The organism is Pseudomonas alkylphenolica (genome assembly GCF_016009175.1).
GTDB lineage: Bacteria > Pseudomonadota > Gammaproteobacteria > Pseudomonadales > Pseudomonadaceae > Aquipseudomonas > Aquipseudomonas alkylphenolica_B.
Window position 1 is genome coordinate 33680 of the sequence record NZ_JADUCM010000017.1, and the last position, 11364, is coordinate 45043.

Annotated in this window: 12 protein-coding genes; 5 read left to right on the top strand and 7 right to left on the bottom strand. The window is 61.8% G+C overall.

Going from position 1 to position 11364, the window contains the following annotated elements; all coding sequences use genetic code 11:
• Positions 1-3 precede the first annotated feature (3 nt).
• Positions 4-909 carry a 30S ribosomal protein S6--L-glutamate ligase gene (gene rimK, locus I5S59_RS15705; RefSeq protein WP_128323266.1) on the bottom strand — a complete coding sequence of 302 codons (906 nt, stop codon included), beginning with the start codon at positions 907-909 and terminating at the stop codon, positions 4-6.
• Entirely contained in the window at positions 906-1388 is a 483-nt protein-coding gene (locus I5S59_RS15710; protein ID WP_128323267.1) for an ATP-dependent zinc protease, read from the bottom strand. Before I5S59_RS15710 ends, rimK begins: the two co-directional genes overlap by 4 nt.
• A gap of 143 nt (positions 1389-1531) precedes the next feature.
• Between I5S59_RS15710 and I5S59_RS15715 the strand changes: the two genes are divergently transcribed.
• The 4 genes from I5S59_RS15715 (at position 1532) to I5S59_RS15730 (ending at position 5270) form a co-directional block, all read left to right on the top strand.
• Positions 1532-1933, top strand: coding sequence for an RNA-binding S4 domain-containing protein (locus tag I5S59_RS15715; protein WP_197877449.1), 402 nt, complete (start codon positions 1532-1534; stop codon positions 1931-1933).
• Between the two features lie 62 nt (positions 1934-1995).
• On the top strand, positions 1996-2898 hold the full coding sequence (gene hslO, locus I5S59_RS15720; RefSeq protein ID WP_197877450.1) for an Hsp33 family molecular chaperone HslO: 903 nt from the start codon (positions 1996-1998) through the stop codon (positions 2896-2898).
• Positions 2899-3077: 179 nt separating this feature from the next.
• On the top strand, positions 3078-4625 hold the full coding sequence (locus I5S59_RS15725) for a phosphoenolpyruvate carboxykinase (protein ID WP_128323270.1): 1548 nt from the start codon (positions 3078-3080) through the stop codon (positions 4623-4625).
• Positions 4626-4841: 216 nt separating this feature from the next.
• Positions 4842-5270 carry an acyl-CoA thioesterase gene (locus I5S59_RS15730; RefSeq protein WP_197877451.1) on the top strand — a complete coding sequence of 143 codons (429 nt, stop codon included), beginning with the start codon at positions 4842-4844 and terminating at the stop codon, positions 5268-5270.
• A 37-nt stretch (positions 5271-5307) separates the two neighbouring features.
• On the opposite strand, the gene I5S59_RS15735 is transcribed toward I5S59_RS15730, so the two are convergent.
• The 4 genes from I5S59_RS15735 to I5S59_RS15750 all read right to left on the bottom strand — a co-directional run bounded on the left by I5S59_RS15735 (position 5308) and on the right by I5S59_RS15750 (position 10144).
• Positions 5308-5784 (bottom strand): glycine zipper domain-containing protein, encoded by a 477-nt coding sequence (locus I5S59_RS15735; protein ID WP_197877452.1) that lies wholly within the window; start codon positions 5782-5784, stop codon positions 5308-5310.
• A 210-nt stretch (positions 5785-5994) separates the two neighbouring features.
• Positions 5995-8331 carry an FdhF/YdeP family oxidoreductase gene (locus tag I5S59_RS15740; protein ID WP_197877453.1) on the bottom strand — a complete coding sequence of 779 codons (2337 nt, stop codon included), beginning with the start codon at positions 8329-8331 and terminating at the stop codon, positions 5995-5997.
• Positions 8328-9164 carry a formate dehydrogenase accessory sulfurtransferase FdhD gene (gene fdhD / locus I5S59_RS15745; RefSeq protein ID WP_128323274.1) on the bottom strand — a complete coding sequence of 279 codons (837 nt, stop codon included), beginning with the start codon at positions 9162-9164 and terminating at the stop codon, positions 8328-8330. The genes I5S59_RS15740 and fdhD overlap by 4 nt, the downstream gene beginning before the upstream one ends.
• 92 nt (positions 9165-9256) lie before the next feature.
• Positions 9257-10144: a LysR family transcriptional regulator gene (locus tag I5S59_RS15750; RefSeq protein ID WP_197877454.1), complete on the bottom strand. Its 888-nt coding sequence runs from the start codon at positions 10142-10144 to the stop codon at positions 9257-9259.
• An 84-nt stretch (positions 10145-10228) separates the two neighbouring features.
• Here I5S59_RS15750 and lysM point away from each other — a divergent pair, with 84 nt between their 5' ends.
• On the top strand, positions 10229-10669 hold the full coding sequence (gene lysM / locus I5S59_RS15755) for a peptidoglycan-binding protein LysM (protein ID WP_197877455.1): 441 nt from the start codon (positions 10229-10231) through the stop codon (positions 10667-10669).
• Positions 10670-10672: 3 nt separating this feature from the next.
• Here lysM and yrfG read toward each other — a convergent pair whose 3' ends face one another.
• The gene (gene yrfG / locus I5S59_RS15760) at positions 10673-11335 is read right to left on the bottom strand and encodes a GMP/IMP nucleotidase (RefSeq protein WP_197877456.1); all 663 of its coding nucleotides are present in this window, start codon (positions 11333-11335) and stop codon (positions 10673-10675) included.
• Positions 11336-11364 lie beyond the last annotated feature (29 nt).

Here is an 11364-nt window from a genome sequence, read left to right on the forward strand (position 1 = left end):
GCGCTAGCCTTTGCCTTTGGTGCGGGTCAGGTTTGGCCCGCCGTTCTTTTCCAGGTGTTCGATGATCATCCCGGCCACGTCCTTGGTGGTGGTGACCTCGATGCCTTCAAGGCCGGGCGAAGAGTTCACCTCCATCACCAGCGGGCCGTGATTGGAGCGCAGGATGTCCACACCTGCAACGCTCAGGCCCATGACCTTGGCCGCGCGAATGGCGGTCATGCGTTCTTCCGGGGTGATCTTGATCAGGCTGGCGGTGCCGCCACGGTGCAGGTTGGAGCGGAACTCACCTGGCTTGGCCTGGCGCTTCATCGAGGCAATGACCTTGTCACCGACCACGAAGCAGCGAATGTCTGCGCCACCGGCTTCCTTGATGTACTCCTGAACCATGATGTTCTGCTTCAGGCCCATGAAGGCCTCGATCACAGACTCAGCTGCCTTGGTGGTTTCGCACAGCACCACGCCAATGCCTTGGGTGCCTTCGAGCACCTTGATCACCAGCGGCGCGCCGTTGACCATCTGGATGAGGTCGGGGATATCGTCCGGCGAGTGCGCAAAACCGGTTACCGGCAGGCCGATGCCACGGCGTGACAGCAGTTGCAGCGAGCGCAGCTTGTCGCGCGAACGGGCAATGGCCACCGATTCGTTCAGCGGGAACACGCCCATCATTTCGAACTGGCGCAACACGGCGCAGCCATAGAACGTGACCGAGGCGCCAATGCGCGGGATGACCGCATCAAAGCCTTCCAGCGGTTTGCCGCGGTAGTGGATCTGCGGCTTGTGGCTGGCAATGTTCATATAGGCGCGCAGGGTATCGATCACGACCATCTCATGGCCTCGTGCAGTTCCGGCTTCAACCAGACGACGAGTGGAATACAGACGCGGGTTACGCGACAGCACGGCGATCTTCATGCAACACCTGTGAAAGGAGAAATAGTGGCCGGGAATGCCGGCTTGTCCTGAACATACTTGAGCCCCGGGTTGACCACCAACTGGCCATGGATCAGGGCTTTGGAACCGAGTAAAAGGCGATAGCGCATGGCCTTGCGGCAGGCCAGGGTGAATTCGACCTCCCAGACCCTGTCACCCAGCGCCAGCGGCGTGCGGATCACATAGCGGGTCTGGGCCTGGCCGTTGGAGCTCTTGATGGTTTTCATGGTCACCAGCGGCGCTTCGCAGCGCCGGTGACGCAACTGCACCACGGAGCCCAGGTGAGCGTTGAAGCGCACCCAGGGCTCGCCGTTACGCTCGAAGGGCTCGACTTCGGTGGCATGCAGGCTCGAGGTACTGGCGCCGGTGTCGATTTTGGCGCGCAGACCGGCCACGCCCAGGTCGGGCAAGGCTACCCACTCGCGCAGGCCAATCACAGTCAAATGGTCAAATGTCTTCAAAATGCTCAACCAGCGTAGGAAGTCGTCAGGCCGAAAATCCGGCGTGCACGACAGGTCGGTGAACTGTAAGCACGCGGCGGTTTTTTTGCATCCGCCAGATACGGTAGTACAGTTCGGTTAACGAAAAAATGCGGGGAAATGTCATGGCACAAAAGGCCGAAGAGGACGACAAGGTTCGTCTGGACAAATGGCTGTGGGCGGCGCGTTTCTACAAGACCCGCGCACTGGCCAAAACGGCCATCGAAAGTGGCAAGGTGCATTGCCGGGGGGAGCGCTGCAAGCCGGGCAAAGAGCCGCGCATCGGCGACGAATTCGTCTTGCGTACCGGCTTTGATGAGCGCACGGTGGTGGTCAGGGCGCTGTCGGTGGTGCGCCGTGGCGCGCCCGAGGCCCAGGCCCTCTATGAAGAAACGGCCGAAAGCGTCGAAAAGCGCGAGAAAGCGGCAGCCCTGCGCAAGGCGGGTGCCCTGGGCGTGACGACCGACGGTCGGCCAACCAAGAAACAACGGCGCCAGCTCCACCAGCTTCACGACCGCGCTGGTTAACGGGGGCGGGGCGCACTGATAAACTAGGCGCCATTAACTCATTTACGCGAAATCCCGAACCCATGTCTGAATTGCCGGATACCGATTACACCCAACGCTTCCTCTTCGACGACCGCGATGTGCGCGGTGAAATGGTCGGGCTGGAGCGCAGCTACGCCGAAGTGCTGGCCAAGCACCCGTACCCGCAGCCCGTCGCGCAGTTGCTCGGCGAGCTGATGGCGGCGGCTGCGCTGCTGGTCGGCACCCTCAAGTTCGATGGCCTGCTGATCCTTCAGGCACAGTCGAGCGGACCGGTGCCCCTGCTGGCCATCGAATGCACCAGCGAGCACGAGATTCGCGGCCTGGCGCGCTATGTGGCCGAGCAGATCCAGGATGATGCAACGCTTGCCGACCTGATGCCTGGCGGGCATTTGGTCCTGACCATCACTCCGGTCAACGGTCAGCGCTACCAGGGCACCGTGGAGCTGGACGGCAAGGACCTGTCGGAATGTTTCACCAACTATTTCGTCATGTCCCAGCAGATCAACACCTGCATTTCCCTCGCCGCCGACGGCCTGCGCGCCCGTGGCCTTCTGGTGCAGCAACTGCCCGCCGACCGCCAGAAGGACATCGAAGAGCGCGAGGAAAGCTGGAACCACGTGAAGGCCTTGGCCAACACGGTGAAAGCCGAGGAACTGCTGGGCCTGGACAACGAAACCATGTTGCATCGCCTGTACCACGAGGATGCCGTGCGCCTGTTCGACATCCAGCCGCTGCACTTCCGCTGCAGCTGCTCGCGGGAGCGTTCCGCCAACGCTCTGGTCAGCCTGGGTGAACAGGACGCCCTGGCGCTGGTCAATGAACATGGCGGCAAGATCGAGGTCGATTGCCAGTTCTGCAACCAGCACTACGTGTTCGACGCCGCCGATATCGAGCAATTGTTCGCCGGTGGCGGTGTAAACGCACCGTCAGATACTCGTCACTAAAACGTTTCATCACAGGTAAATCTCCTGTCTAACGCCGTAAAAGCGCCGTTCTGACAGGAGGGCCCTACTTTTTTTGGGCGTTTCTGGCATAATCCGGCCACTTTTTTCGCTGTAGTAGTTTTCAAAGCTCTACTACAAAACGTTTGGAGCACTCGGCCGCAGGCCGGATGGGGAATCTCATGACGCAAGCCAACAACACCGTGTACACCGACCTGAGCGTCGATGAGCTGGTAAAAGAAGCGCTGAACCGCGGTGAAGGCGAGCTGGCCGATACTGGCGCGCTGGTCGTGAAAACTGGTCACCGCACCGGTCGTTCGCCGGTTGACCGTTTCATCGTCGAAGAGCCGTCCACTCAGGACGCCATCGCCTGGGGCCCGATCAACCGCAAGTTCCCGGCCGACAAGTTCGATGCCCTGTGGGACCGCGTTGAAGCGTTCAACAACGCTCAAGAGCATTTCGTTTCCTACGTTCACGTAGGCGCCGCCGCCGAGCACTACCTGCCGGTGAAGATGACCACCCAGACTGCCTGGCAGAACCTGTTCGGTCGTTGCCTGTTCATCAACCCGGAGCAAGGCCAGTACAACCCGGCTTCGCGCGGCGAGTGGCAGATCCTCAACGTCGCCAACTTCGAGTGCGTGCCAGAGCGTGACGGCACCAACTCCGATGGCTGCGTGATCCTCAACTTCGCCCAGAAGAAAGTACTGATCGCAGGCATGCGTTATGCCGGCGAAATGAAGAAAGCCATGTTCTCGGTGCAGAACTTCCTGCTGCCGGCTGCTGACGTGCTGCCAATGCACTGCGCTGCCAACATCGGCGAAGAAGGCGATGTCACCCTGTTCTTCGGTCTGTCGGGTACCGGCAAGACCACCCTGTCGGCTGACGAAAGCCGTTACCTGATCGGTGACGACGAGCACGGTTGGGGCGAAGGCGTTGTCTTCAACATGGAAGGCGGCTGCTACGCCAAGTGCATCGACCTGTCCGAGAAGAACGAGCCGGTCATCTGGAAAGCCATCAAGCACGGCGCAGTGCTGGAAAACGTCGTGATCGACGATGCCAAGCACGCCGACTACGCCGATGTCAGCCTGACCCAGAACAGCCGCGCCGCCTACCCGCTGGAGCACGTTGCCAAGCGTTCGGAAGCGAACCTGGGTGGCGAGCCTAACGCCGTTATCTTCCTGACTTGCGACCTGACTGGCGTGCTGCCACCGGTTTCGATCCTGAACAACGAGCAGGCCGCCTACCACTTCCTGTCCGGCTACACCGCGCTGGTTGGTTCCACCGAAATGGGCTCGGGCGGCGGCATCAAGTCGACCTTCTCCACCTGCTTCGGCGCGCCGTTCTTCCCGCGTCCTGCTGGTGAGTACGCTGAGCTGCTGATCAAGCGTATCAACGGCTTCAACTCCAAGGTCTACCTGGTCAACACCGGCTGGACCGGTGGTGGCTACGGCGTCGGCAAGCGCTTCAACATTCCGACCACCCGTGCAGTGATCGCAGCGATCCAGAGCGGCGCGCTGGTCGGTGCCGAGACCGAGCACCTGGACATCATCAACCTCGACGTGCCAAAAGCCGTTGAAGGCGTTGATACCGTCCTGCTGAACCCACGCAACACCTGGGCTGACCAGGCTGCGTACGATGAAGCCGCCAAGGCCCTGGCCAAGCTGTTCATCGAGAACTTCAAGAAGTTCGAAGTTTCCGACGCCATCAAGGCGGCTGGCCCACAGCTGTAAGCTGTAGCTAGCGCGAGACTGAAAAGCCGCCCTCAGGGGCGGCTTTTTCGTGTCTGTTGTGATCTGCAGGAGCCGGCTTGCCGGCGATGGCGTCCACGCGGTGCCAACGTCTTCGCATCGCTTGCATCGCTGGCAAGCCAGCTCCTACAGGGGCCACTACAGGTTTGAAATATGGGAAGCTTGTGGCTGACTAACCCTTCCGAGCACAGAACAGCCATGTCCGAAATGCCCCAACGTCACGACTTTCCCCATCTGCAGCCCGTGCTCACGCGCTGGCAAGACAACGACCTCAATGGCCACATCGCCGGTGCCACGGTGTACAGCTACTTTGAGACGACCATTCAGGCGTTTTTGCAGCAGCAGGCGGACCTGGATCTGCAGGAAGGGGAAGTGCTGGGGTTCGTGGTGAGTTCGGCAGCGGACTTTTTCGCCTTGCCGGCGTTTCCTGACACCCTGGAGGTCGGCTTGCGGGTTACCCGCCTGGCCGGCAGCACGGTGGAGTATCAGCTAGGCCTGTTTCAGGTCGGTGAGCAGCATCTGTGCGCTGCGGGGAAGGTGGTGCAGGTGTTTGTCGAGCGCAGTTCGGGGCAACCTGCGTCACTGTCAGTGCCGCTGCAGGCGGCATTGCTGCGCCTGCAGGGCTGAATCTCATGACGCAAGCGTGGCGTGGGTTACGCCGCGCTTAGCGGTGACGCCAGTGCTTCTTGTGCTTGCGGTGGCCGTAGTGGTGACCACGGTCACGGTAGTAGCGACGGTCGTCGTAGCCACGGTTGCTGTAGTGACGGTCTTCTTTGTCGGCTTCTTTGCCCATGTAGTTACCCAGGGCACCACCGGCACCGCCACCTGCGGCTGCACCCATGTAACCGCCCGTGGTACCACCGACGCTACGGCCGATCGCGTTACCGCCAGCTGCGCCCAGGGCGCCACCGATGGCCGCTTCGCCACGGCTGTGCTTGTTCGCGCCTACGGCACTACCTGCCGCGCCGCCAAGGCCTGCGCCGATCGTGGAGCCGGTGCTGCCACCGATCGAGTTACCGACCACTGAGCCCAGTACCCCACCCAATGCGCCGCCGATGCCGGCTTCGGTGGTGCCACCTGCTGAGGCAACGCCACTGAGCAGGCTGAGGGACAACAACAGAATCGAGGAGTACTTCATCAAGAGAGCCTCATAAGGATGACGAGGCGATCCTGAGGCTGGAGGAGGGGGCTGGCAATGGAAATCCGACGAGTAACACGAGTTGTACACAATTCTCTAAGTTACTGTTTTAGCTGTGAAACTTTCTTGATTTTTGGCTGTCTGAGCTTACTTGAGACAAGGCCCTGAGATCATTTTCAGGGCCTTTTTTGTGCGCGTTAGCCAAGTATTCTGTCAGAGGATTCTGGCATTGTCGCTGGCCGCTTCCAGTTTGATCGCGACGAATTTCGAGGTCGGTGTGTGGCTGCCATCGCCAACACTTTCCAGCGGCACCAGCGGATTGACCTCCGGATAGTAGGCCGCGGCTTGTCCGGCCGGAATGTCAAACGCCAGCAAGGTGAAGCCCTTGACCCGACGTTCACAGCCATCGCTCCACAGCGACACGATGTCGGCTTTCTGCCCCGGGTGAAAGCCCAGGCGAATGATGTCGGCCTCGTTCACAAACAGCACGTCGCGTTGGCCCTTGACCCCACGGTAGCGGTCATCGAGGCCGTAGATCGTAGTGTTGTACTGATCGTGCGAGCGCATCGACTGCATGATCAGGTCCGGCACCTGCCCGGTCGCCCGCACGCGTTCGTGCAGCAGGTCATCCGGCAGGCTATTGGCTTTGAAGTTGGCGCGGCCGCTGGCGGTTTTCCATTGCCGCTGGCCGGCGCTGCTGCCCAGGTAGAAGCCACCGGGGTGTTCCAGGCGCTGGTTGAAGTCGGTAAAGCCTGGAATGGTGTCGGCGATCAGGTCGCGAATGCGTCCGTAGTCAGCCACCAGCCAGTGCCAGTCGACGGGTTTTGAACCCAGCGTCGCCGCCGCGATGCCGGCAATCACCGCCGGCTCTGAACGCATGTGCCGTGACAACGGCTTGAGCTGGCCGTTGGAGGCATGGACCATGCTGAATGAGTCTTCCACCGTGACCGCTTGCGGGCCTTCGCTTTGCATATCGATGTCGGTTCGACCCAGGCACGGCAGGATCAGTGCCTGCTTGCCGTGCATCAAGTGGCTGCGATTGAGCTTGGTGCTGATCTGTACCGTCAGTTTGCAACTGCGCAGGGCCTGGGCGGTACGTTCGGTGTCGGGTGTCGCCTGGGCAAAATTGCCACCCAGCGCAATGAATACCTTGGCCTTGCCGGCAAGCATGGCGCCGATCGCTTCAACGGTGTTGTGGCCGTCGTGGCGCGGCACCTGGAACTGGAAGCGCCGCTCCAGGGCATCGAGCAAGGCCACCGGCGGACGCTCGTTGATGCCCATGGTGCGGTCGCCCTGTACGTTGCTGTGGCCGCGCACCGGGCACAGGCCGGCACCCGGTGTACCGAGGTTGCCGCGCAGCAGCATGAGGTTGGCGATTTCCTGGATGGTCGCCACCGAGTGACGGTGCTGGGTGATGCCCATGGCCCAGCACATGATGACTTTTTTGGCCTTGCAGTACATCCGTGCGGCTTGCTCGATTTCAGCCAGGTTCAAGCCGGACTGAGCCTCGATGTGCGCCCACGGGGTATCGTCCACGGCGGCGAGGTAATCGAGTACACCTTGGGTGTGCTGGTTGAGGAAGTCATGGTCGAACACCGCCGGGGCGTTGCTGGCCTGGGCTTCACGTTCCCACTGCAACAAGTACTTGGCCATGCCGCGCAGCACCGCCATGTCGCCGCCCAGTGCCGGACGGAAATACGCTGTGTTGGTCGGGCGGTCGCCGTTGGTGAGCATCTCCAGCGGGTGCTGCGGGTGCTGGAAGCGCTCCAGGCCGCGTTCCTTGAGCGGGTTGATGCACACAACCTGGGCACCACGCTTGACCGCTTCGCGCAGCGGTTCAAGCATGCGCGGATGGTTAGTGCCAGGGTTCTGGCCCCAGACGAAAATGGCGTCGGCGTGTTCGAAGTCGTCAAAGGTCACGGTGCCCTTGCCGACCCCGACACTCTGGCTCAGGGCGACACCGCTGGCCTCGTGGCACATGTTCGAGCAGTCGGGGAAGTTGTTGGTGCCATAGGCGCGCACGAACAGCTGATACAGGTAGGCCGCTTCGTTGCTGGCCCGGCCCGAAGTGTAGAACTCGGCCTGGTCCGGGCTTTCCAGCGCGTGCAGGTGCTCGGCGATCAGCGCGAACGCTGCGTCCCAGTCAATCGGCCGGTAGCGGTCGCTACTCGGTTCGTAAACCATGGGCTCGGTCAGGCGCCCCTGGTACTCAAGCCAGTAGTCACTTTGGGTCAACAGTGAGGTGACACTGTGGCGCGCAAAGAAAGCGGCATCGACACGGCGTTTGGTGGCTTCCCAGTTCACTGCCTTGGCGCCGTTCTCGCAGAACTTGACCATGCCGCTTTCCGGCGAGTCGCCCCAGGCACAGCCCGGGCAATCAAACCCGCCGTTCTGGTTGGTTTTGAGCAGGGCGCGAATGTTCTTCAGGGCGTTGTCGCTGCCGATCCACGCCTGGGCCACGCTGCGTAGCGCCCCCCAGCCACCAGCGGCGCCATGGTAAGGCTTGTAGCGGGGTACGGGCTTTTGGTCGGCTTGGTGATGCAGGCTCACGATGGGTTCTCCAGCACGGGGCTGAAAACCCGTGGTGCACTGTGCTTAGGCAAATGGATCAGGTTGAGGTTATGTCGGCGTGCCCATTGCAGGGCCAAGCCGGTGGGGGACGACAGGCTGACCAGGGTCTGGATGCCGGCCCGCAAGACTTTCTGGATCAGCTCCAGACTGCAGCGGCTGGTGACAATGGCCAGGCCGCCATCAAGGCTGATGTGCTGGCGCAGCAGGGCGCCGATCAGCTTGTCCAGCGCGTTGTGCCGGCCAATGTCTTCGCGGCCCAGCAACAATTCGCCCTGGTTGTTCATGAACAGGGCGGCATGCACGGCACCGCAGTGCTGGCCCAGGGGCTGGAAGGCATCAATGCGTTGGCGCAGGCCGTCGAGCCAGTGCGCCGGCGGCAGGGGGGCGCCAGGCAGCACACTGAGCTCGGGCAGGGCCTGCTCCAGGGCTTCGACCCCGCACAGGCCGCAGCCACTGGTACCGGCCAGCTGCCGGCGCTGGTTCTTGAGGTTCCAGAACGCCCGGCTGGCGATTTCCACCTCGGCACTGATGGCGCTGTCGCGGCTATTGAGCTTGAGGTCGTAGATTTCGTCGGGCGAGGCAATGATGCCGCTGCCCAGGCTGAAGCCGACGATGAAGTCTTCAAGGTCCGTCGGGCTGACCAGCATTACCGCCTGGTTGATGCCGTTGTAGGCAATGGCCAGGGCGACTTCTTCGGCCAGCGCGGTACTGGCCTGGCTGTCATCGGTCAGTTGGCTGTAGTCATAGCGGTTGCTGGCCGCGGGCGCAGTCAGGGGGACGGACGCTGCGCAGGCCGGAGGTTTTGTGCTCATCAGAGATACCGGCGGCTAGTCTGATTTAAGCCTAGGCTGGCGCTCGGGTATCGTCTAATCGCTAATCCTGATGCCGTGATAGATGGCGTCGATCACGCACCGCTTTGCAGCGCCTGAAATTCGGCCAGACACGCTTCGGCCAGGGCCGAGCGTGGCGCCGTACGGCGCATGATCAGGCCCAGCGGGGCCAGTGTGCTGGCCTGATCGATCGGCTGCAGGCGCAACCGCTCGGTCAGCCCCTCAAGGCCCGCCGCCAGCGGCATGATCGCGCAACACAAGCCGCCACTGACGGCCTGGGCCAACTGATGGACGGCGTCGGTCTGCACCACCAGGCGCGGTTGCAGGCCGCGGCTGTTGAAATTGTGATCAATCGACTGGCGAAAATGCATGCCGGCGGTGAGCAACCCCAGTGGCAGCGTGCTTACGGTCTGCCAGCTCAATGGTTGATCGTCGAAGCTGAAGTGCGCCGGGTCATACAACAGGCCCAGGCGCGTTTCGCCCAACGGCAAGGACAGGAAGCGCTCGTTGTCGAGCCGTTCGAGGTAGGACACGCCGAGGTCCAGGCGATTGCTGCTGAGCTGCTCTAGGATCTGCTCGGAACTCAGCGCGCTGAGTTCAAAGTTCAGGTCCGGGTGGCGTTGGTGCAGGCGTTGCAGCAGGGGCATCGGGTCAAAGCTCGACAGCGGCACCACGCCCAGGCGCAGGTTGCCGACCAGGTGCCCGCGACAGGCGGCGGCTTCGGCCTGCAGGCCGTCGTAGGCGGCGATGACCGAGCGAGCCCAGGCCAGCACGCGCTCACCTTGCGCGGTGAAGCCTTCAAAGCGCTGGCCACGGTTGACCAGTGCCAGGTCCAGCTCCTGCTCCAGGTTGCGCAGGCGCATCGACAGGGTGGGCTGGGTCACATGGCAGCGGGCGGCGGCCTGGCCAAAGTGGCGGGTTTCATCCAGGGCGATGAGGAATTTGAGTTGTTTGATGTCCATCGTCGCTCCTCGGCACAAAGCAGGCGCAGCATTCTAACCTGTCCTAGACTCCAGGCTCCGAGATTCAACACCAAGGAGAGCGGTATGAGCATTTTCAGTTTCATCAAAGAAGCCGGCGAGAAAATCGTCGACCTGTTGACCCCAGGTAATGCCAATGCCAGCGAGCAGTTGAAGGACCACGTGGCGAAGGTCGGGCTGGGTAATCCGAACGTGCAGACCACGGTGGAGGGCGACAAGGTTACCGTCACCGGTGAGGTGGCCAGCCAGGAAGAGAAAGAGAAGATCCTGCTGGCCCTGGGTAACATTGCCGGTGTGGCCTCGGTAGACGACCAGATCACCGTTACCGGCCCGGTTGTTGCGGCCGCGCGCTTTGTCGTGGTGAAAAAAGGCGACACCCTGAGCGCCATTTCCCTTGCGGTGTACGGCAATGCCAACCAGTACAACAAGATCTTCGAGGCCAACAAGCCACTGCTCAGCCACCCGGATAAAATCTACCCGGGCCAGACGCTGCGCATTCCCGAGTAAGCCTCAAAGCCCTTCGAGCAGTGCCCGGTAGTCCTCAACGGCGGCGAACTCCTCGGTATCACGCGGCCCTTTGCGGCTGTCCGGCTGGCGCACCGCAAGCAGGTGCGCCACGCCGAAGTCGCGGGCGCTGCGCAGTATCGACAAGGTGTCGTCGATAAACAGGCTGCGTTCTGGTGCAAAACCGATATCGGCCTGCAGCGCTTCCCAGAACTGTGGATTCTCCTTGGGGAAGCCGTAGTCGTGGGAGCTGATCAACCGTTCGAAGTACGGCGCCAACTCCACCTTTTCCAGTTTCAGTGACAGCGAGTCGCGGTGCGCGTTGGTGATCAGGATCACCCGCTTGCCGGCCTGCTTGATCGCCTGCAGGAACGTATCGGCATCCGGGCGCAAGGCTATCAGGTGGGCAGTTTCCAGCTTCAGCTCGCGAATCGGCAGGTTGAGTTCGCGGCTCCAGAAATCCAGGCAGTACCAGTTCAGCGAGCCCGCGTTCTGCTCGAACAACGGTTGCAGCTCGAGCTCTGCCATGGCCCGGCTGATGCCGTGCAGGTCGGCGTAGCGCTGCGGCAGGTGTTCTAGCCAGAAGTGGTTGTCGAAATGCAGGTCGAGCAGTGTGCCGTCCATGTCCAGCAGAACGGTGTCGATGGTGGACCAGGCTAAAACGGGCATATGAAATTCTCGGACAGTCAGGGCAGCAG

What these genes read in the sequence shown, in the direction of transcription:
- I5S59_RS15725 (WP_128323270.1), top strand. Translation starts at nt 3,078, where the DNA reads ATGACGCAAGCCAACAACACCGTGTACACCGACCTGAGCGTCGATGAG.
- lysM (WP_197877455.1), top strand. Translation starts at nt 10,229, where the DNA reads ATGAGCATTTTCAGTTTCATCAAAGAAGCCGGCGAGAAAATCGTCGAC.
- rimK (WP_128323266.1), bottom strand. Translation starts at nt 909, where the DNA reads ATGAAGATCGCCGTGCTGTCGCGTAACCCGCGTCTGTATTCCACTCGT.
- hslO (WP_197877450.1), top strand. Translation starts at nt 1,996, where the DNA reads ATGTCTGAATTGCCGGATACCGATTACACCCAACGCTTCCTCTTCGAC.
- I5S59_RS15750 (WP_197877454.1), bottom strand. Translation starts at nt 10,144, where the DNA reads ATGGACATCAAACAACTCAAATTCCTCATCGCCCTGGATGAAACCCGC.
- I5S59_RS15730 (WP_197877451.1), top strand. Translation starts at nt 4,842, where the DNA reads ATGTCCGAAATGCCCCAACGTCACGACTTTCCCCATCTGCAGCCCGTG.
- yrfG (WP_197877456.1), bottom strand. Translation starts at nt 11,335, where the DNA reads ATGCCCGTTTTAGCCTGGTCCACCATCGACACCGTTCTGCTGGACATG.
- I5S59_RS15715 (WP_197877449.1), top strand. Translation starts at nt 1,532, where the DNA reads ATGGCACAAAAGGCCGAAGAGGACGACAAGGTTCGTCTGGACAAATGG.
- fdhD (WP_128323274.1), bottom strand. Translation starts at nt 9,164, where the DNA reads ATGAGCACAAAACCTCCGGCCTGCGCAGCGTCCGTCCCCCTGACTGCG.